General features: G+C 69.0%; 23 protein-coding genes. 9 read left to right on the forward strand and 14 right to left on the reverse strand.

Annotation, left to right across the window (positions count from 1 at the left end):
- The first annotated feature begins 73 nt into the window (after window positions 1-73).
- Entirely contained in the window at window positions 74-1,147 is a 1,074-nt protein-coding gene (locus VGB24_RS10535; RefSeq protein ID WP_331072904.1) for a M28 family metallopeptidase, read from the forward strand.
- A gap of 81 nt (window positions 1,148-1,228) precedes the next feature.
- Here the strand turns inward: VGB24_RS10535 and VGB24_RS10540 are convergent, their stop codons facing one another.
- From VGB24_RS10540 to VGB24_RS10570, 7 genes are all read right to left on the reverse strand, one after another.
- Window positions 1,229-1,516, reverse strand: coding sequence for a hypothetical protein (locus VGB24_RS10540; protein ID WP_331072905.1), 288 nt, complete (start codon window positions 1,514-1,516; stop codon window positions 1,229-1,231).
- Between the two features lie 86 nt (window positions 1,517-1,602).
- On the reverse strand, window positions 1,603-2,550 hold the full coding sequence (locus VGB24_RS10545) for a zinc dependent phospholipase C family protein (protein ID WP_331072906.1): 948 nt from the start codon (window positions 2,548-2,550) through the stop codon (window positions 1,603-1,605).
- A 2-nt stretch (window positions 2,551-2,552) separates the two neighbouring features.
- Entirely contained in the window at window positions 2,553-2,957 is a 405-nt protein-coding gene (locus tag VGB24_RS10550; RefSeq protein WP_331072907.1) for a hypothetical protein, read from the reverse strand.
- A 17-nt stretch (window positions 2,958-2,974) separates the two neighbouring features.
- Window positions 2,975-3,502 (reverse strand): hypothetical protein, encoded by a 528-nt coding sequence (locus VGB24_RS10555; protein ID WP_331072908.1) that lies wholly within the window; start codon window positions 3,500-3,502, stop codon window positions 2,975-2,977.
- The gene (locus tag VGB24_RS10560) at window positions 3,499-4,137 is read right to left on the reverse strand and encodes a hypothetical protein (RefSeq protein WP_331072909.1); all 639 of its coding nucleotides are present in this window, start codon (window positions 4,135-4,137) and stop codon (window positions 3,499-3,501) included. Before VGB24_RS10560 ends, VGB24_RS10555 begins: the two co-directional genes overlap by 4 nt.
- The gene (locus VGB24_RS10565) at window positions 4,134-5,000 is read right to left on the reverse strand and encodes a nitrilase-related carbon-nitrogen hydrolase (protein ID WP_331072910.1); all 867 of its coding nucleotides are present in this window, start codon (window positions 4,998-5,000) and stop codon (window positions 4,134-4,136) included. The genes VGB24_RS10560 and VGB24_RS10565 overlap by 4 nt, the downstream gene beginning before the upstream one ends.
- A complete protein-coding gene (locus VGB24_RS10570) occupies window positions 4,997-5,344 on the reverse strand; it encodes a P-II family nitrogen regulator (RefSeq protein WP_331072911.1) in 348 nt (115 codons plus the stop codon). The genes VGB24_RS10565 and VGB24_RS10570 overlap by 4 nt, the downstream gene beginning before the upstream one ends.
- Before the next feature lie 266 nt (window positions 5,345-5,610).
- Between VGB24_RS10570 and murA the strand changes: the two genes are divergently transcribed.
- The 3 genes from murA to VGB24_RS10585 are packed head-to-tail and all read left to right on the forward strand — an operon-like array spanning window position 5,611 to window position 8,159.
- Window positions 5,611-6,945 carry a UDP-N-acetylglucosamine 1-carboxyvinyltransferase gene (gene murA, locus VGB24_RS10575; RefSeq protein WP_331072912.1) on the forward strand — a complete coding sequence of 445 codons (1,335 nt, stop codon included), beginning with the start codon at window positions 5,611-5,613 and terminating at the stop codon, window positions 6,943-6,945.
- A 14-nt stretch (window positions 6,946-6,959) separates the two neighbouring features.
- Window positions 6,960-7,373 carry a hypothetical protein gene (locus VGB24_RS10580; RefSeq protein ID WP_331072913.1) on the forward strand — a complete coding sequence of 138 codons (414 nt, stop codon included), beginning with the start codon at window positions 6,960-6,962 and terminating at the stop codon, window positions 7,371-7,373.
- Window positions 7,374-8,159, forward strand: a complete 786-nt coding sequence (locus VGB24_RS10585) for a polyphenol oxidase family protein (protein ID WP_331072914.1) — start codon at window positions 7,374-7,376, stop codon at window positions 8,157-8,159.
- Window positions 8,160-8,192: 33 nt separating this feature from the next.
- On the opposite strand, the gene VGB24_RS10590 is transcribed toward VGB24_RS10585, so the two are convergent.
- From VGB24_RS10590 to VGB24_RS10610, 5 genes are all read right to left on the reverse strand, one after another.
- Complete coding sequence (locus VGB24_RS10590; RefSeq protein ID WP_331072915.1) at window positions 8,193-8,591, reverse strand: type II toxin-antitoxin system VapC family toxin; 399 nt, start codon at window positions 8,589-8,591, stop codon at window positions 8,193-8,195.
- A complete protein-coding gene (locus VGB24_RS10595) occupies window positions 8,591-8,824 on the reverse strand; it encodes a hypothetical protein (RefSeq protein WP_331072916.1) in 234 nt (77 codons plus the stop codon). Before VGB24_RS10595 ends, VGB24_RS10590 begins: the two co-directional genes overlap by 1 nt.
- 86 nt (window positions 8,825-8,910) lie before the next feature.
- Window positions 8,911-9,732 carry a LytTR family DNA-binding domain-containing protein gene (locus VGB24_RS10600; protein WP_331072917.1) on the reverse strand — a complete coding sequence of 274 codons (822 nt, stop codon included), beginning with the start codon at window positions 9,730-9,732 and terminating at the stop codon, window positions 8,911-8,913.
- On the reverse strand, window positions 9,729-10,898 hold the full coding sequence (locus VGB24_RS10605; protein ID WP_331072918.1) for a sensor histidine kinase: 1,170 nt from the start codon (window positions 10,896-10,898) through the stop codon (window positions 9,729-9,731). The genes VGB24_RS10600 and VGB24_RS10605 overlap by 4 nt, the downstream gene beginning before the upstream one ends.
- A gap of 80 nt (window positions 10,899-10,978) precedes the next feature.
- Window positions 10,979-13,723, reverse strand: a complete 2,745-nt coding sequence (locus tag VGB24_RS10610) for a DUF5916 domain-containing protein (RefSeq protein WP_331072919.1) — start codon at window positions 13,721-13,723, stop codon at window positions 10,979-10,981.
- Window positions 13,724-14,128: 405 nt separating this feature from the next.
- Between VGB24_RS10610 and VGB24_RS10615 the strand changes: the two genes are divergently transcribed.
- Window positions 14,129-14,356, forward strand: a complete 228-nt coding sequence (locus tag VGB24_RS10615) for a hypothetical protein (RefSeq protein WP_331072920.1) — start codon at window positions 14,129-14,131, stop codon at window positions 14,354-14,356.
- 103 nt (window positions 14,357-14,459) lie between these two features.
- On the opposite strand, the gene VGB24_RS10620 is transcribed toward VGB24_RS10615, so the two are convergent.
- The gene (locus VGB24_RS10620) at window positions 14,460-14,699 is read right to left on the reverse strand and encodes a hypothetical protein (RefSeq protein ID WP_331072921.1); all 240 of its coding nucleotides are present in this window, start codon (window positions 14,697-14,699) and stop codon (window positions 14,460-14,462) included.
- A gap of 200 nt (window positions 14,700-14,899) precedes the next feature.
- Between VGB24_RS10620 and VGB24_RS10625 the strand changes: the two genes are divergently transcribed.
- Together VGB24_RS10625 and VGB24_RS10630 are read left to right on the forward strand one after the other, a co-directional pair.
- Complete coding sequence (locus VGB24_RS10625; RefSeq protein WP_331072922.1) at window positions 14,900-15,139, forward strand: hypothetical protein; 240 nt, start codon at window positions 14,900-14,902, stop codon at window positions 15,137-15,139.
- A 130-nt stretch (window positions 15,140-15,269) separates the two neighbouring features.
- Window positions 15,270-16,784: a hypothetical protein gene (locus tag VGB24_RS10630; RefSeq protein ID WP_331072923.1), complete on the forward strand. Its 1,515-nt coding sequence runs from the start codon at window positions 15,270-15,272 to the stop codon at window positions 16,782-16,784.
- Window positions 16,785-16,898: 114 nt separating this feature from the next.
- On the opposite strand, the gene VGB24_RS10635 is transcribed toward VGB24_RS10630, so the two are convergent.
- Window positions 16,899-17,132: a hypothetical protein gene (locus tag VGB24_RS10635; protein ID WP_331072924.1), complete on the reverse strand. Its 234-nt coding sequence runs from the start codon at window positions 17,130-17,132 to the stop codon at window positions 16,899-16,901.
- 433 nt (window positions 17,133-17,565) lie between these two features.
- Between VGB24_RS10635 and rimP the strand changes: the two genes are divergently transcribed.
- A complete protein-coding gene (rimP, locus tag VGB24_RS10640; protein ID WP_331072925.1) occupies window positions 17,566-18,057 on the forward strand; it encodes a ribosome maturation factor RimP in 492 nt (163 codons plus the stop codon).
- A 44-nt stretch (window positions 18,058-18,101) separates the two neighbouring features.
- On the forward strand, window positions 18,102-19,553 hold the full coding sequence (gene nusA, locus VGB24_RS10645; protein WP_331072926.1) for a transcription termination factor NusA: 1,452 nt from the start codon (window positions 18,102-18,104) through the stop codon (window positions 19,551-19,553).
- Window positions 19,554-19,555 lie beyond the last annotated feature (2 nt).

The raw sequence follows: 19,555 nt of genomic DNA on the forward strand, positions 1-19,555 counted from the left end.
GCGTCCTTCCGTGGAGCCGTGACGCGGGGCGGGCCGTCCGGCTCGCTCCGGTGAACCATTCGGAGCGAGCCCCATGACCCGACCCACGTACGCCGTCCTTTCCGCCGCGCTGGCACTTGCTGCCTGCGCGGCGCCCGTTTCTCCCCCCGCGTCCGCACCGGCTCCGGCGCCGGTCTCCATCCCGCTCTCGGCCTCGGGACTCACGGCGGAGCAGGCGGCGGCGACCATCACCCCGCAGGACGTCTACGCTCGCATCGAGTTCCTGGCGTCGGACCGCATGCGCGGGCGCAACACGCCCAGCCCCGAGCTGGAGATCGCGGCCTCGTACCTGGTCAACCAGTACAAGCTGTGGGGGCTGCAGCCGGGCGGGGAGAACGGCACCTTCTACCAGTGGTGGCCCTTCCGTGGCCGGGGCGCGGCGGCGGGCACCGCCGGGGTGCCGGTGCCCAACGTCGTCGCCGTGCTGCCCGGGAGCGATCCCGCGCTGCGCGACGAGTACGTGGTGCTCTCCGCGCACATGGACCACGTGGGCGTGGGCCGGGCGGTGAACGGCGACAGCATCTACAACGGGGCCGACGACGACGCCAGCGGCACCACGGGGCTGCTGGAGGTGGCCGAGGCCTTTGCGCGCATGGGGGTGCGCCCGCGCCGCAGCATCGTGTTCCTGCACGTGAGCGGCGAGGAGAAGGGGCTGCTGGGCTCCGCCTGGTACGCCGACCATCCCACGGTGCCGCTGGCGCAGATCGTCGCCAACGTGAACGTCGACATGATCGGCCGCAACGACCCCGGGATGGTGGTGGTCATCGGCAAGAAATACTCGAGCCTGGGTCCCCTGGCGGACCGGGTGGGCGCCGCGCGCCCCGACCTGCGGCTGCGCCTGTCCGACGACCTCTGGCCCGAGGAGCGCTTCTTCTTCCGCTCCGACCACTTCCACTTCGCGCGCAAGGAAGTGCCGGCCCTCTTCTTCTTCAGCGGCGTGCACGAGGACTATCACCAGCCCTCGGACGAGGTGGAGACCATCGACACCGATAAGGCGGCGCGCATCGCCCGGATGGTGTTCTACGTGGTGATGGAGATCGCCAACGACCCCGAGCGGCCGCGGTGGGACCCGGCGGGGCTGGAAGAAGTGCGGCGCATGCGGCGGTAGAAGTCCGAACCGCGCACGACGAGAGAGGCCGGCGGCTCCACGGGGGAGCCGCCGGCCTCTTTCACATCAGGAGCGTGCCGATCAGTAGCAGAGCCGCTGCGATGCCGGGGCCACCGTCACCTGGCCCGGCTTGCGGATCTGGTTGCTGAACCGCGTGTTGGCGATCATCGCCTTTTTCTGGTACGCCTGCATCTGCCCGATCTGCTGGTGGCGCATGGCGGACACGTTCAGGCGGCTGGCCCCGTCGGTCATGGGGTCCATGGCGTTCATCCCGCAGCCGTTGCTCAGGCTGAGCCCGGCGCACCCGGACGCGCCGAGGGTCACCAGCAGGGCGAGCGCGGGGGCGGCGATCCGGCGTGTGATCATCATGCGGGTCCTCCGGGATGCGTGGGTTCCTGGTCGGGCGGACGGGCCTGCAAGGCGCCGGCCACGTCGGTACGATCAACGCGCGAAGGTCAGGCTTCCTGACGCGCGGGGTGCTGCAGGCGGTGCCGCGAGCCGTCCGGGAGGGTGCGCAGGTGCCCGAACGGCGCCTCGGGAAGCGGAAAGAAGTTGTCGGCCATCTCGCGCAGCAGCGACGGGTTCTCCCACGCGCCGTCGCGCATGGCCATCCGCCGCACCTGCTTGCTCATGGCCAGGTTGCGCTCGCCGATGGGGTCCAGCGCCGCGCACAGGGCCTCGCCCCGGCGCGACAGGTAGTCCACCACGTAGTCGAACGAGCGCTCCAGGTAGGCGTGCACCGCCGCGTCCGTCAAATCCCACCGCGAGCGGGCCACCATCGTCCCGAACACCGTCTGCCAGCGGTCGTTGTCCTGAAAGCGGATCATCCCGCGGAACAGCCGGCGGTTGGTGCGGAACGAGAAGAGCGTGGCGCTCAGCACCTGGTCGAACAGCGCGTCGGCCTCGCTGTGGTCGTGCTCCATCACCACGTGCCGCGCCAGGGTCCGGTAGCGCTCCGGCAGGTGCGTGTCCATCCTGGCTTCCCAGTAGCCGTGCCCCAGCCCCTTGGTGGACGAGGTCAGCAGCAGCTGGCGGGGGACGAAGTAGTTGTGGGCGATGGTGTCGGCGGCGAGGTGCGCCAGGTAGCCCAGCCCCATGGCCTTCAGCCGGTCCGTCGGCGCGCTCGCCTGGATTTCTTCGCCGATGTGCCAGTGGTGGCAGTGGCGCCCCTCGGGAACGTACTTCTTGGCCAGGGAGATGTCGGCCGCCAGCGAGCCGTAGAGGAAGTCGTACGGGTACGCCGCCACCAGCACGCGCACGGCCTGCGGCACCAGGTGGAGCGAGTCGAGCAGCGCGCTTCCCAGGTACACGTGCGTGGCCGGGCCCCAGGCCCACGCCGCGGCGGGAAAGAGCGCGACGGCGGCCAGGGCCGCGCAGGCGGCCCACGCGAGCCGGCGGCTCACGGTCAGGCGTCCACCCCGGCCGCCGGGGCGGGCGGCTGCCCCGCGTCGAGCCCCATCGACCGCAGCTCCTCTCGCGCTTCGTCCAGAATGCGCTGCACCTCGGCGCGGAACTCGGCCAGCAGCTCGCGGCCGGTGGCGATCACCTCGCGCGTCATCTCCTGCGTCGCGTCGGCGCCCATCCCCGCCGCGGCCCCCAGCCCCGCCACGGCCGCGTCGCCGCCCTCCAGCCGCACGGAGCGGATGCGGCTGCGGCGGGCCAGCCTGCGCCCGCTCCGCGGCTTCAGGCGCTTCGCCAGCCGCTTGCGCGGGTTGGGTCGCGCCGGGCGCAGCAGCAAAATGGCGCCCGCGCCCAGCGCCGTGCCGATGGCGAACGCGGTAAGGAAGTCGCTGGTGTCGTTGCTGGCCATCGTGGCTTCTCGTCGGGTCAGTCGAGGATGGTGCGCCGCCGCGCCCGCGGGGCGGCGGCGTCCACCGTGTCGTCGTCCATCGCGCCGTCGCGCCGCTGCATCCGCGCGAACGCACCCGCACCCGCTTGCACGCCCCGGACCGCGGACGCCGTGCGGATGAAGATGTCTTCGGCCTCGGCCTGCACCACGTCCATCAGCGCGTTCAGCTCCGCCAGCCGCTTGGCCGCCGCGTCGGCCGCGTGCTGCACGCGGTCGCTCGTGCTCTTCACCGTCTTGCTGACGGCCTCCACGTCCTGCCGCACGGCGAGGCTCACGTACTCCACGTTGGCGGCGGCTGCCTCCAGGTGCTTGCGGACGGGGGCCAGGTCGCCGCGGAAGCGCTTGGCCATGCCGCGCACCTTGAGCGCCACCGCGATCACCGCCAGGCCCACGACGATGATGGTGAGGGCGATGATGATGGTGGCCACGTCGGCCATCACGTCCACCACGCGCTCGAAGCCGCTGGCCTGGATGGCGAGAAGCGGGGGCTGGATCACGGGCATCATTCGAAAAGGTCGGTGCGGAGGGTGCGGCTTCCCAGCTTCGGGACGATGAACGGGTCGCGCCGCCACGCCGCGCCGGCGCCGATGGCAAGCCGCACCCGTTCGCGGACGGTCGGGGGCAGGCCATCGTCCCAGCCGATAGAATCGCGGCGGTCCACGAGCCGGCGCAGCGCCGCGTCCAGCGTCGCGATGCCGCCGGCCTCATCCGCGATCGACCGCAGCTCGGCGGTGCCGGACCAGGCGGCGCCCAGGGCCAGCACGTCCGTCGCCCACAGGTCGCCCAGCGGCAGCATCGGCTCGGGAGGCAGCGCGCCGCCCATCATCAACTCGGTCTTGCTGGCGGGATGCGCGGCGAGCGCGTCCGTCAGCCGTGCGCGCATGCGGCGGAGCTCGTCTTCCACCCGATGGCGCGGTACGCCTTGGCAGGCAGGCAAGAGCGGTTCCACCTCCGCGGCCGTGACGGTGACGCGCTCCACCGCCGACTCGCCGAGCACGTGGACAAGCAGCCGCGCCGCGAGATCCGCCTGCTCGTTCCCGTCGTCAAGGAGGGCAATGCGCGACAGCCCGCGGTCCGCCAGCGCCTGCCGGGCCACCGCGCCGACGATCTCCGCGACCCGAATCCAGCGCGCGTCGCTCATCGATCTGCGAGGACGCGGGCCAGCTCGCGCGCCACCAGGTGCGGGTCGTCGTCGCGGGCGTGGGCGTAGGGGCGGCGCGCGGCGGCGACGGCGTTGAGCGACAGGTCGGCCGTGATGCGATCCTCGGCCAGGTCGTCCGCGCGGGCGATCACCGCGCCGTCGGGGCCCACGATCATCGATCCACCCGCGAAGCAGAGGGGGCCCTCCACCCCGACGCGATTGGCGAGCACCACGTAGACGCCGTACGCGATGGCCGCGGCGCGGGCCAAGTGCTCCCACGCATCCCAGCTGGCGAATCGCCCCCCGTTGACGCCCCCGTCCCACGAGCCCCGCCCGGCCGCGGCGGACTGGACCACGAGGAGGTTGGCGCCCTGCGTGGCCAGCAGCCAGGCCAGCCCCGGGTGCCAGAGGTCTTCGCACACCAGCAGCCCCACCCGCCATCCGCCGCCTGCGTCGTACGCCCGCACGTGCTGCCCCGCGCCGAACCAGCGGGCCTCGTCGAACATGCCGTACGTGGGCAGGTACACCTTGCGATGCCGGTGCAGCACGGTGCCGCCGCGCAGGTGCAGCATTCCGTTGTACGGAACGAACGCCGCGTCGCGCTCGATGGCGCCGACCACCACGTCGGGGCCAGCGGCCAGGGCGGGGAAGGGGTGCGGCGACTCCGCGACGGCCAGGGAGTGCACCGCGTCGCGCACGTCGTAGCCCGTCACCGACAGCTCGGGGGTTACCACCAGGTGCACCCCGTCCGCCGCCGCGTCCGCCTGCGCCTGGGCGATGCGGCCCAGGTTGGCGCCGGGATCGGCCAGCGCCGGGGCGAACTGCTCGATGCGCAGCCGCAGCGTTTCGCCAAACTCCGTCATCCGCCCGAGAGTTCCGGCTTCAGGCCCACGACGCGGGTGACGGGGACGGTGAAGGCGATGCCGCGCGCCGGCTCGTCGAAGCTGCCGCACACCTCCTGCAGCAGGCGCAGGGCGCGCTCCACCTTGTCGTCGTCCTCGATCACGCTGAACAGCGTCTGGTTGCGCGGGCGCGTGCGGTCGGCGAACGCCTCCAGCCCGGCGAAGATGGGCACCTCCGACGAAAGCAGGCGCCCCATCCCCTCGCTGCTGATGACGGTGGCGCCCGTAACGCCGATCTCCATGAACCCGGACAGCACCTCTTCGAGCTTTTCTTCCTGGTTCACCACGGCGATCAGCAGGTGCACGGGCGGCCTCGCGTACGGTGCGGACAAGGGCGGCGGTCCCGGCAATTGTACGCCGCGTGCAGGGGCGGGTCAAGCAACGGCGGGGCCGGATTCGGGTCCTCCGCGGACGTCGATGGAGGGTGCCTGTGACGCCCCTGCTACGGTCCACGACGCGCACGATCCTTGCGCCTGTGCGCGTCCCGATCGCCATCCTGGACGCCGACGGCCTTCCACCGGGGAAGGCCGGGAGCGTTTTTTTCTGAAATCTCGATCTCTCGGAGACGCGAGTGCCCAAGTTCATCGTCCACGGCGGCAAGCGCCTGCAGGGAACCGTTCGGCCCAATGGCAACAAGAACGCGGCGCTGCCCATGCTGGCGGCCACCCTCCTCACCGACGAGGAGGTGATCCTGGAGAACGTCCCCCGCATCAAGGACGTGCTCACCCTGATGGACCTGCTGCGGGTGCTGGGTGCCGAGGCCGAGTGGACGGGCGACAACGAGGTGCGCGTGCGTGCCGTGAACATCGGCAACACGCAGCTGGACGCGGGTGCCGCGGCGCGCATCCGCGCCAGCATCCTGCTCGCCGGGCCCATGCTGGCCCGCGCGGGAGGGATGCAGCTTCCCCCGCCGGGCGGCGACGTCATCGGCCGCCGCCGCGTGGACACGCACTTCTTCGCGCTGCAGAAGCTGGGCGCCGAGGTGGTGGAGGAGAACGACGTCTGGCGGCTCCAGTCCAGCGGGCTGAAGGGCGTCAACATGTTCCTGGACGAGCCCAGCGTGACGGCAACGGAGAACGCCGTGATGGCCGCCTCGCTTGCCGAGGGCGAAACGGTCATCCGCAACGCCGCCGCCGAGCCGCACGTCCAGGACCTGTGCCACATGCTCGTGAAGATGGGGTCCGAGATCGAGGGCATCGGCACGGGCACGCTGCGCATTCAGGGCAAGAAGCGCCTGGGCGGGTGCCGCACGCGCATTACGGCCGACCACATCGAGGTGGGATCGTTCATCGGCCTGGCGGCGGTGACGCGCGGCGAGATCACCATCGAGGACGCGGCGCCGGAGCACCTGGACAGCACCCTGAACGGCTTCCGGCGGCTGGGGCTGACGATCGAGGTGCGCGGCCAGGACCTGTTCATCCCCGGCGACCAGGACCCCGAGGTGGTGCTGGACCTGGGCGGCCACATCCCCAAGGTGGATGACGGCCCCTGGCCCGCGTTCCCGGCCGACCTGACGTCCATCGCGCTGGTGACGGCCACGCAGGTGAGGGGCACCATTCTCATCCACGAGAAGATGTTCGAGTCGCGCATGTTCTTCGCCGACAAGCTGGTGGGGATGGGCGCGCGCCTGGTGCTGTGCGACCCGCACCGCGTGCTGGTGATCGGCCCCAGCCAGCTGCACGGCGCCATCGTCGAAAGCCCCGACATCCGCGCCGGCATGGGGCTGCTGATCGCCGCGCTGGGCGCCGAGGGGCGCAGCGAGATCTTCAACGTCGGGCAGATCGAGCGCGGCTACGAGCGCATCGACGAGCGCCTTCGCGCGCTGGGCGCCGACATCCGCCGCGCCGACTCGCGCGGCGACGTGGACGACGCGCACGAAGCGGTGGCGCGGGCCGGCCGGCACTGATGGAGGGGGACGGGATGGACGAGCAGAGGCGCAGGCCTGGGATCGGCGAGGGGATCCGCTCCGGCATCGGCATGCTGACGGCGTTCAAGGAGGCCATCGAGGAAAGCATCCGCGAGGCCTCCGAGCGCGGCGACCTGAAGCCGGAGCGCGCGCGGCAGTTCCTGAACGACGCCATGGAGCGCGCGCAGGACGCCGTGGGCGACGTGCGCGAGCGGCTGGACTTCGTGCCGCGCAAGGAGTTCGATGAACTCCGGGCCCAGGTGGAGGAGCTTCGCCGCCGGCTGGATGCGCACCAGGGCAGCCACGGCGGCGGGTCGCCCACGCTGGTGCTGCCGCCCGTCTCCGGGTTCGGCGGCACCACCGCGGCCGAGCCGGCGTCGACGGAGCGCACGGGGGGCGAGGGGCCCACCGAGGCGAGGATGGCGTAGGTGGCGGCTTCTGCGGACGTGCGCGTCGTCGCCGAGGAGCTCGCGCCCGGCGACGTGCCGTTGTGGGTGCACCCGGAGTGGCGCGAGCGGTTCCCCTGGCTGGTGCAGGGCACCACGGGCCGGGGAAACGCGGAAGACCCGTTCGACCTGGGCCTGTCGAGCGCGCAGCCGGTGTCGACCGTGCTCGGGCGGTGGCGGAAGCTGCTGGAAGCGACGGGGATGGAGACGGTGGCGCACGCGCGCCAGGTGCACCAGGCGGACCTGTGGATCCACCGCGAGGCCGGCGCGCCGGGGATCGTGGTGATGGACGGCTTCGACGGGCACGTCACCGACCGCCGCGGGCTGCTGGTGACGGCCAGCGTGGCGGACTGCGTTCCCGTATTCGTGGTGGACCCCGCCTCGTACGTCGTGGCGATGGTCCACTCCGGATGGCGTGGAACGGCGGCGGGGATCGTGGAGCGCGCCGTCCACCGCGTGGTGGAAAGCTGGCAGTCGGACCCCGCGCGGCTGTTCGTGCACTGCGGCCCGGCCATTTGCGGAGAATGCTACGAGGTGGGCCCGGAGGTGCACGCCGGCGTCCGCCCCGGCGCCGATCCTCCCGCGGGACCCACCTGCATCAACCTGCGCGCGGCCATCGCGGAGCGGGTGATGGCCATGGGCGTGCCGGCCGCGCAGGTGACGGTGTCCGCCCACTGCACCCGCTGCGGCGAGCCCGACTTCTTTTCGCACCGTGGCGGGTCGAGTGCCCGGCAGATGGGCATCCTCGGCATGCGCGCCCTGGACTGACACTGCTTGGCCTCACGCACTACGGCAGCCGCTTCATCTCAGCCAGTTTTCTACCGGCAGTTCCAGGATCCGCGTGAACTCCCGCTCATTGTCGGTGACCAGGGTGTAGCCGAGGGCAACGGTCTGCGCGGCGATGAGCAGGTCATTGCCGCCGATCGGCTGACCCAGCCGTTCGAGGCGCGCGCGCAGGTCCCCGTACACCGCGTCCGCGGGGGCCTCAAGGGCAAGGACGTCCAGGACCCCGAGCACCGCTTCCACCTGCCCGGTCAGCCGTGCCGAGCCCTTTTTCTCGGCGCCGAACCGGAGCTCCGCCGCCACGACGATGCTCGTGCAGACCTTCGCCTCGCCGATCTGGCGAATGCGCTGGGCGACGGGTCCCTGCGGCCGGCGTACCAGGTCCGAAACGATGTTCGTGTCCAGCAGGTAGCGCATCAGAGATCCACGGAATCCATCGGTAGCTCCGGGATCGGCGGGAACGCCTCGTCGATCGGCTCCAGGGTCGCCAACAGGGCCAGCAACGAGGGCGGCGGCGGGGCTTCGATGATCAGCCGCTCACCCTCCTTGCGCAGGATGGCTTCGTCGCCGGGCAGTTCGAACTCGCGAGGGATGCGTACGGCCTGGTTCCGGCCGTTCCTGAACAGCTTGACGCGACGTTGTGCGCTCACGAGTCATCTCCGGTTGGCATATGCTCAACCATATGCCAACCTCTGTCAAACGTCAACCACCCCACCATAAGCAGCCCGGCCGGCGGCTACAGCGCCTCGTCGATCAGGTGCTGGAGGCGCCGGCGGTAGCCGCGGGAAAGGTTGAGCCGGGTGCCGTCGTGCAGCAGTACGGCGTACTCGCCGCGGAACGATGGGCGCAGCTCGCGGATGCGGTCCACGGCCACGATGGCCGAGCGGTGGATGCGGACGAAGCGCGCCGGGTCCAGCCGCGCCTCCATCTGCGCCATGGTGCGCCGGATCAGGTGCTGCCGCGCCCCGCAGAAAAGGCGCACGTAGTCGCCGTCGGCTTCCACGCGGTCCAGTTCCGCCACGGGGACGAAGGCGATGCGGGCACCGTCGCGCACCACCAGCCGCTCGGCGTAGCACCGCGCTTCTCCCGCATCCTCATCGCCTGCCACCGCGCCGCCGCGTGCCCCGCTCCCCAGCCCCAGCTCGGCCATCAGCCCGGAAAGCCGCTCGCCCACGCGGCCGGCGTGGCGCTCGGCCACGCGCTCGCGCACGCGGCGCAGGGTGGCAGCAAAGCGGTCGTCGTCGAAGGGCTTCAGGACGTAGTCCAGCGCGTGCGCCTCGAAGGCACGCAGCGCATACTCGTCGTACGCGGTGACGAAGACCACCACCGGCGCCTGCCGCGGATCGATCTCCTCCAGCACCTCGAAGCCGTTCAGCCCCGGCATCTGCACGTCCAGGAAGACCACGTCCGGAGCGTGGTCGTGGATCGCCTCCACGGCCTCCAACCCGTTCGCGCACTCCCCAACCACCTCGAACCCCGCCTCGCGCGCCAGCCGCAGCCGAATCCCCTCGCGGGCCAGCGGCTCGTCGTCCACCACCAGCGTGCGCACCGTCATCATCGCCCCACCTCATCCGGCACGTGCGCTCCCGGCTCCGCGCCAGTCTCGGCAGTGCGGAAGGGCACCTCCACCGTGACCACGGCGCCGCCTTCCGGCGCGTTCTCCAGGGTGAAGCGGCCCTCCTCGCCGTACAGGCACGCCAGCCGGTCACTCACGTTGGCGAGCCCGATCCCCTCGCGCTGCACCCCCGCGGGGGGAAAGCCGGGACCCGTGTCGCGCACCTCCATCCACAGCCGATCTCCACGGCGCTCCGCACGCACCTGCACCCGCCCGGCGCCCACCGTCTGCGCGATACCGTGGCGGATGGCGTTCTCGACCAGCGGCTGCAGGAGCAGGGCGGGGACAAGGGCGTCGTACGTTTCGGGGGCGGCGTCAACGCGCACCTCCAGCCGGTCGGGAAAGCGCACACGCTCGATGTCCACGTAGCGCTCCAGCATCGCCAGCTCCCGCCGTAGTGTCACCTCCTGTCCCGGCGCGCCGTCCAGCGTAAGGCGCAGCAGCTCCGACAGGCGCGACAGCATGCGCACCACCGCCTGCGTCTCGCCCTTGAGCGCCAGCACCGACACGGCGTTGAGGGTGTTGAAGAGAAAGTGCGGCTGCAGCTGCGTGCGCAGCGACTGGAGCTGCGCCTGGGCCAGCCGGGTGCGCAGCTCGGCGGCGGCGGCCTCGCGCTCCTGCAGCCGGCGGTGGTACTCCAGCGCGTGGTGCACCCCCACCAGGGCTGCATAGATCAGCAGGTTGACGTGCAGCCGCCTTGGCAGGTAGCGCTCTACCAATGTACCCCAGGTGTGGCCGCCGGCCGCCGGCCACCCCAGCCCGATGGCGATGGCGGAAACGGCCAGCGCCCACACCGACACGAGCGCCAGCGCCGCCACCAGGTGCAGGGGCAGTACGCGCCGCAGGTTGCCCCGCTCCAGGGGAACGCGCGCGGCCACCGCGAAAACCACAGGGGTGAGCAGCGCCCAAACCGCCCACGAGGGCACGGCGCGCTCCATCGCGTTGATCCACCCCAGGTGGGGCTCATGGTCGCGGTAGTAGAATCCCAGCTGCGTGGTGTCGATCACCGCCATCAGCGTCCACGCACACACCACCGACGCCCAGAGGAGGCGGCGGTTGCCGGACGGGGCGGGGACCGGCTCCGAGGTGGACGGAGGGAGTGGGGGCATGGGCGGGGCCGGGGATGGGGAGACGCGCGGACCCGGAAATATGCGTGCTGTCCCACCGTAGGAGTAGCCCCGCCCGCCGCTCACAGGCTCAGCCAGTAGTTCATCTTCAGGATCAGGACGTTGTCCGGCTGCTCGTCCAGAAGCCGGCCGAAGTCCTGCCGCAGTCCGAACTCGTTGGCCGCCCGGTCTTCGAAGTACCGCCGCTGCTGCCATACGAGGAAGAGCGTGGAGCCCGGCCGATACTCCCATCGCAGCACCGCGTTGCCGCGCAGGCTCCGCACGCGGAAGTCGCGCTCGGTGAAGGAGAAGTCGCTCGCCCCATCGCCCTGGAAGTCCACGTAGCGCGTATCACCGGACCGGCAGGTAGTGCCGCCCACGCAGCGAACCGGGGTGCCGGCGAGGTCCGCCGTCCCCTCCGCGAAGGGCTCGAACCGGTCGGTCCCCGCCTGCGCGAACTGCTTGTAGGTCACGAACTCGCCGGCCGACAGGAGGGGCTGGGCGAAGAGCTGCAGCGTCAGCCGCGGCGTGAAGGTGACGTTCAGGCGGGTGCCGAGAGAAAACGTGGTCCGGTCGATGTCCGCAAAGATGAACCGCTGCCCGAAGGTGGGGGCGAAGGACGGGTCGTTGGCCGTAGCCACGTACTGCCGCGGGTCTCGCTCGCGCGCAAGCGACGGCTCCACCCGTATGTCCACCTGCGGCGACGGACGATAGCCGACCTCCAGGTTGAGAGACGAAGACCACGCCTGGGGGGTAGACCGCGTGAACTGCGCGGCGGGAGTGAGGGTGAGCCGCGCCCGCGGATCGGTGTTCGCGCGCAGGCTGTACGTCACACGAGCCGGTTCCAGCATCAGCGGCCCACCGCGGGTGGGTACCTCCGAGCGCACCTCGGGGCCGTAGCTGACGCCCGTGATCAACCTCCAGTAGTTGAGAAAGGTCAGGTCCGCGGTCGCCGAGACGGCGCCCGCCTTGTGCGCGTCTCCCCACGTGGAGTAGGAGAAGGGCTCGCGCAGCGCCTCGTGCCGCCAGTTGTGGAAGGTGACTCCCGTCAGCCGATAGCTGCGCAGCACGCGCCCCGGTGTAATCTCCTGGTAGGAGACCCGCACCCCGCCGTCCAGGCGCTCGCTCCCCTGGAAGTAGCCGACGTCGCTGACCTCGAAGCCGGGCGTGCGCTGCGCCGCCCACACCGCGCCCGTCCAGTGCCGGCCGCTGCGTCGCTCCAGCTGCAGCCGCCACTCCGCGCCCGTCAGGCTGGTGGCGCTCGAGTCCACGCCCAGCCGGTACGCGTCCGGCCGTTGCCGGTAATGGTTGGGGCCGCGCTGCAGGCGGATCATCGCCTGCTCCGACCCCGCCGTGTAGCTCCCGGCGAGAAAGCCCCAGAACGCCCACGCTCCCTGGCTCCAGGTGTGCTGAAAGTTCACACCGCCATACGCGGCGCTGGACGGGAGGAAGTCGAGCGATCCGTCGCCCGGCAGGCCGCGGTGCATGGTGCTCAGGATGCCGCCGACCACCGACGCGCCGCCTCTCAGCTCCTGCTGGGCGCCAAAGACCGCATACTGGCTGGGCGGCTCGGCGACGAACCGCGTGAGGCTGTCTCCGCCGGCGAAGTAGGCCCGCCCCTCCTCGCGACCCGTCAACGCCCCCAGGACGCCCAGCGAGAGTCCGCCGGCGGTCCGGCCGGTGAGCTTCATCGCGCCCAGGATGCTCGTCTGCTCAGCCACGTCCACGTAGCTCGCGCCGCTGAACGACGACCGCTGCGGCTTCCGGCCGATCCGGCGGCTGTAGAAAAGCGAGTTCTGCCCACCGGAGAGAGCGAAGTCGAAGATGCGGGCATCCTCCACGAAAAAGGGCCTGCGCTCGGGGTAGAACGTCTCGAACGCGCTGAGGTTGATGACCGCGGGGTCCACCTCCACCTGCCCGAAGTCGGGATTCGCGGTCACGTCCAGCGTGAAGTTCGCGCCGATGCCGTAGCGCGCATCCAGGCCCGCGCTTGCGTTCGCGTCCCGCGGCTGCTGGAAGGGATTGCCGTCCTGGACGGGGCCGGCCCGTCCGCGTGTCAGCACGTAGGGGCGCAGCTCCAGCCTCGACACACCCTGCGCGAGCTGCAGCCCGCCCAAACGGCCGAAGACGCTCACCCGCCCATACCGCTGCCGCGATTCCAGGGAGAAGTAGCTCCGCTCGTTGGACGCCACGCGCCGGCGGGAGAAGTTGATCCCCCAGTCCTGCGGGTTCGGCGAGGGAAGGTAGCGGATCTGCGAGAGGGGGATCCGCAGCTCCGCGGTCCACCCCTGCTCGTCCACCTGCACCGCCGACTCCCAGACGGCGTCCCACGACCGGTCCTCGCGCACGTCCTCGAACAGATAGGCGTCGCCCTGGACGCCGGCTGCCGAGATCTGAAAGACGTAGCCGGTGCGGAGATCGAGGTCGGGGTCCAGCGAGAGCTCGAAGAAATCGAACTGACCCGTCTCGTCGCGCCGCACCAGCTGCCGGCTGATGGCATTCGGTGCGTCGTCGTACATCCGGGCGCCCACGTACAGCGCCTGCTCGTCGTAGAGCACGCGCACCTCGGTGCGCTGCTGCGCGGGCGCGCCCTCGATCGGCTCGCCTTGCACGAAGCCGGTCGCCGCCGGAGCCGCGGTCCACACCTGGTCGTCGAGCCGCCCGTCGATCCGGACGGGAGATGTGCTGCGATGCACCTGCAGCACCGGAACCTCGCGGGAGGCGGCAGGCACCGGGGCTTCCTGGGCGAGTGCGGCGGCGGGCTGGGCGGAGGCCAGCGCCAGTAGCACGGCGGCCAGGACGGATCGGGGGGAGACGGGGAGCCGCATGCAGAAGAGCCTTGCTGGATGTGGGCGCAAACGGTCGTGGAGCGGCCGGCGTCGCACAACCTGAGGGGTTTCGCGTACAGGCGCAGCGGACGCGCGGCGAAACTGTGGCCCGGTGCGGCGGGCGGTGCGCCGCGCGCGACGAATGTGCAGCCGTGTCGCGTGCCCGGAAACCATCCGGCCCGTCGACTTACACTGCTGGAGGTCACGCGGAAGCGCGGGGGGACGCGGAAGAGGTGGGGCCGTGCCTTCTGACTGCGCGGGGGACGGTCTGCTTGTGAGCTGGTGGGTCCAGCGACTCCGGCGAGAAATGATCGCGCGGAGGCCGACAGAGTGTCGTAGGAGAGTTCGCGAATGCAGCTCGCCACGTTCGTGGACTGTACAGTAACCGCCTAGAAGGAGAATCAGATGGCACTCTACAAGCACAGCGCGTATGTGAAGACGTCTACCAGCGACGAGTTCGACAAGGTGTACTCGCCTGGTGCCAGCACGCCGCATTCCGGTATCTACCGGTGCGAGGGCTGTGCGAACGAGATCGCCGCGAATCAGGGAAATCCCCTGCCGCCGCAGAATCATCACCAACACACCTCAGCGCAGGGCAGCATCCGCTGGCGGATGATCGTCTACGCGCAGTAGATCCATTCGACCAGTAACCAGCGGCTAAACAGTCGCTCCTGACGGCTGGTTGCTCGCAGGCACGCACGACCGGCCCCGCGGCGACGATGCCGCGGGGCCATGATCACGCGAGCGGTGCCACTCCCCGCGCCCGCGCCCACTCCATCGCGCCGTCCCCCGCCTCGCGGAGGCTGCTGCCGAACTCCAGCACTGCCTCCGCAACGAGCAGATCCATCGCCAGTTCGTCCTCCGGTGCGTAGCGGGCCAGCTTGATTGACGAGTTGGCGACCGCTTCGAGCGCGCCGAACCTGTCCTTAAGGATCTCCAGGAGCCGCATAGGCGAGGGTGGGTGCTGCTGTTCCATGCTGTACCTCCTTCTCTTGACCCGCGCCGCCGAGCAGGGGTATCCTTTGCAGGCGCGCAGGCTTGCGGGTCTGTTCGCATCCAAGGCTGGCCGCGACTTCGTGATGGGAGGAGCGGCCAGCCTTGTCTCTTTCCCCTGCTGTCAGTAATCTACCTGACAGAGTACGGGTTGTCAAGTGCGCTCCTGACACAGGCGGAGAGTTGAACTTCAAAGCAGCGACCGATCGGCTGATCACCAGAGTGACGCTGCCTGAGATCGCCGCAGCATGTGGCGCCGCGGTCAACTCGATCGAACGTGCCAGAATGGATCCCGCGAGCGGTTCCTACCGAAGCCCGCCCCCAGGTTGGGAGCTTGCCGTCGCCAAGCTCGCTCGGGAACGGAGCGGTGATCTTCAATCCCTTGCCGAGGATCTGGAAAAGCAGCACCGCAGCCGGGCCTAATGATCGGCTGCAGGTGCGCGAGGCCGGCTGCGTGTCCAACGGAACTTGAGCGCTGAGATATGACGGTAGGCTGTTGTTATAGCGCACTCCTGAAGGCAATGGTTATCGCGAGCATCCCTCAAGACAAGAGTTGACTACACAAATGGTTGAAGAGCACAACCCTGCTACCGATGTTCTCCAGCGGCAGCGAGCCATCCGTTTCGACGATCTGGACGAAGTGTTCCTCGCGCGTCTATTGCTTCGAAAGGTCTTATCGCCTCGTGATGCCGGCTTGATCACCATCAATGTTGATTTGAGTACCCTCTTTCAGACGATGAAGTCACATGAAGAGGCGCTCGAAATGGCTGACGTTCGATTCCTTCACTCTCCTCGGATGGTGGAAGATGTGTTCGGCATGCTTGCGTCGATTACTGGTCCAATTTCTCCGCCCAGACAGGAGTACGTTGCTAAAGATTTCTATCTTGATAGACTCCGAAAGCACTTGCATTTCCTCCAGTGCGGAGATCACCTTGGGTTTCCGCCGATCATCCGCGCATGGAAAGAAGACGATGCTGGTCGATTTTCCATTTCACTTGATGCTGCGGAAGCCATAGAGCGCCTTGGCCAAGCTATAACGTGTCGGCTGACGTTGGCCAATGACCTACTGGCGAAGCTGCCTGCTGGAGTTACGGCGGGGCTCCCGCGGATTGACCTTAGTAAGGAACTCGACCTCTTGCGTGGGTTTCTCGAACGTCGGCAGGAGCTAACCGGCGAGAACGTTATCACGTTTGCCATTAGTGAAGTACCATTCCGGCATGCTATTGCGAGGTACGGTGATTCTGGGGCTATGCCGTCTCCCGCCACGTGTGGGCCTGCCGAGCGCGTATTGCTTCCCCTGTTCCTCGAAGCAAGCGGAGTACTAGATATAATCGATGTCGGTCTAGCCAGCTCGCCGGCTGAGCCGAATGATCTATCCGTTGTCTACTCGATCAGGATCCCCCCACGGGATAACCTGTACTCTGTCGAGTATCAGGGGCTGTCCCCTGCCGACCGTCGCGGAATGTCGGAATTCCACTTATCGGTTTATCAGCGGATTCACAAAGAAATGCAAGCTCGTTGGGTGTTTGCCGGCCGTCCTGAACTCGAGCGATCCTTCGCTGCGCTTGCTTGTTGGTTGATTCGCAAACTCGACTTTTCACTTGAGCAGAGTTCCTTTCTCTGCAAGCCTGCACGGGAATGGCTTGCGTCCCAGGATTCTGACCAAGTGAGGATGGAAGACGAGTTCTTCCTACCCTTTGTTCACGAGCGCCTCTTCGAGTCTTTCGGCACGCGGGTAAAGAGAAAGCCTGAGGCGTTTGCGGGGGAAGTCGATCTCCTCATTGACGAGATTCCGCTTGAACTCAAAGTTCGGCGGGGAAACACTCGTCCACTCGGGGACGCGATCGTAGACGACACCTACCGCCCCGCAAGCCAAGCGGCCGCATACGCTGCTCGCACTCGCCTGGGTATGATTGCCGTGTTAGATATTCTCACTGGACCTCCAACTGTAACCAACCTCGATACCTGTGTTTTCGTAAAGGAGAGGAATTCCGATACCTCGTTTCCGACGTGTATTGCAGTGTTTGTTTTCCATTGCCACCCTACGGTGCCAAGCAGGCTGAAGTAGGTGAGGACCGCCAGGAGGGCCGCGTATCGAGCGCGAGAAAAGCTCCGGTTCATTCTGAGCAGGCGCTCCGCGTATAAGTGCCGCTCGGCGCAGCCGTGGTGAGCGGGTAGCGCATCAGAGATCCATGGAATCCGTTGGTAGCTCCGGGATCGGCGGGAACGCCTCGTCGATCGGCTCCAAGGTCGCCAGCAACGCCAGCAGCGACCGGGGCGGCGCGGCTTCGATAATCAGCCGCTCACCTTCTTGACGCATGAGCGCTTCCTCGCTGGGCAGTTCGAACTCGCGGGGGATGCGTACGGCCTGGTTCCGGCCGTTCCTGGATAGCTTGACGCGACCTTGTGCGCTCACGAATCACCTCCGGTTGGCATATGCTCGACCATGTGCCAACCGGTGTCGGACGTCAATTACCTTCGACCCGTGCTCGACACACGCCCGGCCGCGGGTTCGAGCCGCGCCGACCGGAGAGGTTGATGCAAGAGTTGCAGTCGGGGGACGTACACTGGCTCACGAGAAGAAGCCCGGGGCCCGCGACGGGATCCCGGGCTTTATCCATCTAGGCAGGAGAGGTGGCCCGTGCCTCTCCGCGGCTCCGCGGCTCTGCGTGACGTCCGTCGGAGTTCGGAGCGCGAGGCGCCACGGGTTGCACTCAGGCGAGACAACGCCTATATTCCTTGTTGTCCGAGCATGGCGAGGGGCGCCACGGACGGTTCGCGCAGCGAAGTGGGGTGCGGTTGCCCCGCTTTTTTTATTGCCCTGAAAACGGCAACGAGGGGGAGGCGGCGTGGCGGACGAAACCCTTGCCGCGGAGATGGCCCAGCGCGTCGAAGAGCTGGGCTACGAGATGGTGGAGCTGGAGCAGGCCGGAAGCCGCGCGCGGCCCATCCTGCGCCTTTCCATCGACCGCCCCGACAGCAAGCCCGGCGAGCCCGCCGTCAGCCTGGACGACTGCAGCCGCGTCAGCCGCGCGCTGGAGCCCTGGCTGGACCAGCGCGAAGGGCTTTCCGACCGCTACGTGATCGAGGTGTCCTCGCCCGGCGTGGAGCGCCCGCTGACGAAGCCCCGCGACTGGGACCGCTTCGCCGGCGCCGAGGTGTCGGTCAAGACGCGCGTGCCGATCGAGGGACGAGGCAAGAAGGTGCAGGGAACGCTGGTCGGGCTGCGCGACGGAGAGCGCGTGGCCCTGCAGGTGGACGGCGACGAGGTGGAAATCCCGCTCGGCGAGATCGAACGGGGGAACCTGGTCTTCCGGTGGGAGCGCGGCCAGAAGCGCTGACGGATGGCGCCCGCGCGCCCGTGACAGAAAAGGGACCGACTTCCATGAACAACGCAACGCAGGTGCTCGCGGCCTTCCGCGAGATGACGGCCAACAAGGCGATCTCGCGCGACGAGCTGTACGACCTGATCAAGGACGGCATTCTCGCCGCCCTGGCCAAGCGCTACGGCCCCAACGTCGAGGCCGAAATCGAGATCGACGAGGCCACCGGCAAGATCGGCATCACCGTCCTCAAGGAGGTGGTGGCCGAGGTGCAGGACGCGTCGCGCGAAATCCTGCTCGAAGAGGCGCGCTGGGACGACCCCGAGTTCGAGGTGGGCGACATCCTGGAGGTTCCCGTGGAGTTCGCCCAGTTCGGGCGCAACGCCGTGATGGCCGCCAAGCAGCGCATTCTGCAGCGCGTTCGCGAAGGCGAGCGGCAGAAGATCCGCGACGAGTACGAGCACCGCGTGGGCGAACTGCTTTCCGGCGAGGTGCAGCAGGTGGAGCGCGGCAAGATGGTGCTGCTGCTCAACCGCAGCCGCGACGCCGACGCCATCGTGCCGTGGAAGGAGCAGAACCCCCGCGAGCGGTTCCGCCAGGGCGAGCCCATTCGCGCCGTGCTCAAGAAGGTCGAGGAAACGCCCAAGGGCCCGCGCCTGATCCTGTCGCGCGCCGACCCGCTGTTCGTGGCGGCGCTCTTCAAGCTCGAGGTGCCCGAGATCACGCAGGGGATCGTGGAGATCCGCGGCGCCGCCCGCGAGGTGGGCTTCCGCAGCAAGATCGCCGTCAGCTCGCGCGACGAGAGCATCGATCCCGTGGGCGCCTGCGTGGGCCTCAAGGGCAGCCGTGTCCGCGCGGTGGTGCAGGAGTTGGGCGGCGAGCGCATCGACATCGTGCCCTGGCACCCGGACCCCGAGACGTACGCCAAGCGCGCGCTGGCCCCGGCCCGCGTGGCCAAGGTGATATCGGACTACGAAGCCCGCACCATGACGGCCATCGTGGATGAGGACCAGCTGTCGCTGGCGATCGGGCGGAACGGCCAGAACGTGCGCCTGGCCAGCCAGCTGATCGGCTGGCAGATCGACCTGTTCGGCTCGCGCGAGTGGCTGGAGCGGGGCGCCGAGCGCGCGCTCTTCGGCGGCGGCGACGAGGCCGAGTACGAGAGCACCGACTTCGCCCTGCGCGACCTGGACCTGGCGCCCGCCACGCTGGCGGCGCTGGAGGCGGCCGGCTACAACACCTTCTTCGACATCATCGACCTGGAGCGCGAGGACTTCCTGCGCATCCCGGCCATCGGCGCCGCCGAGGCGGACCGCCTGGTGTCGGAAATCGAGCGGCTGACGGTGGAAGACGAGGACGAGGCCGCCGGCGGGTACGATGAGGGCACGGGCGAAGCGTTCCCGGTATCGGACGAGGGGAACGAAGGCGGGGGCGAGGCCTGGACGGAGGACGGAGAAGCTGCTCCGGACTTGACTTCGGGCGCGGAACCGGAGAATTTGCCGCATTCCGACTGAGC

This window comes from Longimicrobium sp. (genome assembly GCF_036399935.1).
GTDB lineage: Bacteria > Gemmatimonadota > Gemmatimonadetes > Longimicrobiales > Longimicrobiaceae > Longimicrobium.

What these genes read in the sequence shown, in the direction of transcription:
- VGB24_RS10535 (WP_331072904.1), top strand. Translation starts at nt 74, where the DNA reads ATGACCCGACCCACGTACGCCGTCCTTTCCGCCGCGCTGGCACTTGCT.
- VGB24_RS10540 (WP_331072905.1), bottom strand. Translation starts at nt 1,516, where the DNA reads ATGATGATCACACGCCGGATCGCCGCCCCCGCGCTCGCCCTGCTGGTG.
- VGB24_RS10550 (WP_331072907.1), bottom strand. Translation starts at nt 2,957, where the DNA reads ATGGCCAGCAACGACACCAGCGACTTCCTTACCGCGTTCGCCATCGGC.
- VGB24_RS10555 (WP_331072908.1), bottom strand. Translation starts at nt 3,502, where the DNA reads ATGATGCCCGTGATCCAGCCCCCGCTTCTCGCCATCCAGGCCAGCGGC.
- VGB24_RS10560 (WP_331072909.1), bottom strand. Translation starts at nt 4,137, where the DNA reads ATGAGCGACGCGCGCTGGATTCGGGTCGCGGAGATCGTCGGCGCGGTG.
- VGB24_RS10565 (WP_331072910.1), bottom strand. Translation starts at nt 5,000, where the DNA reads ATGACGGAGTTTGGCGAAACGCTGCGGCTGCGCATCGAGCAGTTCGCC.
- VGB24_RS10580 (WP_331072913.1), top strand. Translation starts at nt 6,960, where the DNA reads ATGGACGAGCAGAGGCGCAGGCCTGGGATCGGCGAGGGGATCCGCTCC.
- VGB24_RS10590 (WP_331072915.1), bottom strand. Translation starts at nt 8,591, where the DNA reads ATGCGCTACCTGCTGGACACGAACATCGTTTCGGACCTGGTACGCCGG.
- VGB24_RS10600 (WP_331072917.1), bottom strand. Translation starts at nt 9,732, where the DNA reads ATGATGACGGTGCGCACGCTGGTGGTGGACGACGAGCCGCTGGCCCGC.
- VGB24_RS10605 (WP_331072918.1), bottom strand. Translation starts at nt 10,898, where the DNA reads ATGCCCCCACTCCCTCCGTCCACCTCGGAGCCGGTCCCCGCCCCGTCC.
- VGB24_RS10610 (WP_331072919.1), bottom strand. Translation starts at nt 13,723, where the DNA reads ATGCGGCTCCCCGTCTCCCCCCGATCCGTCCTGGCCGCCGTGCTACTG.
- VGB24_RS10615 (WP_331072920.1), top strand. Translation starts at nt 14,129, where the DNA reads ATGGCACTCTACAAGCACAGCGCGTATGTGAAGACGTCTACCAGCGAC.
- VGB24_RS10620 (WP_331072921.1), bottom strand. Translation starts at nt 14,699, where the DNA reads ATGGAACAGCAGCACCCACCCTCGCCTATGCGGCTCCTGGAGATCCTT.
- nusA (WP_331072926.1), top strand. Translation starts at nt 18,102, where the DNA reads ATGAACAACGCAACGCAGGTGCTCGCGGCCTTCCGCGAGATGACGGCC.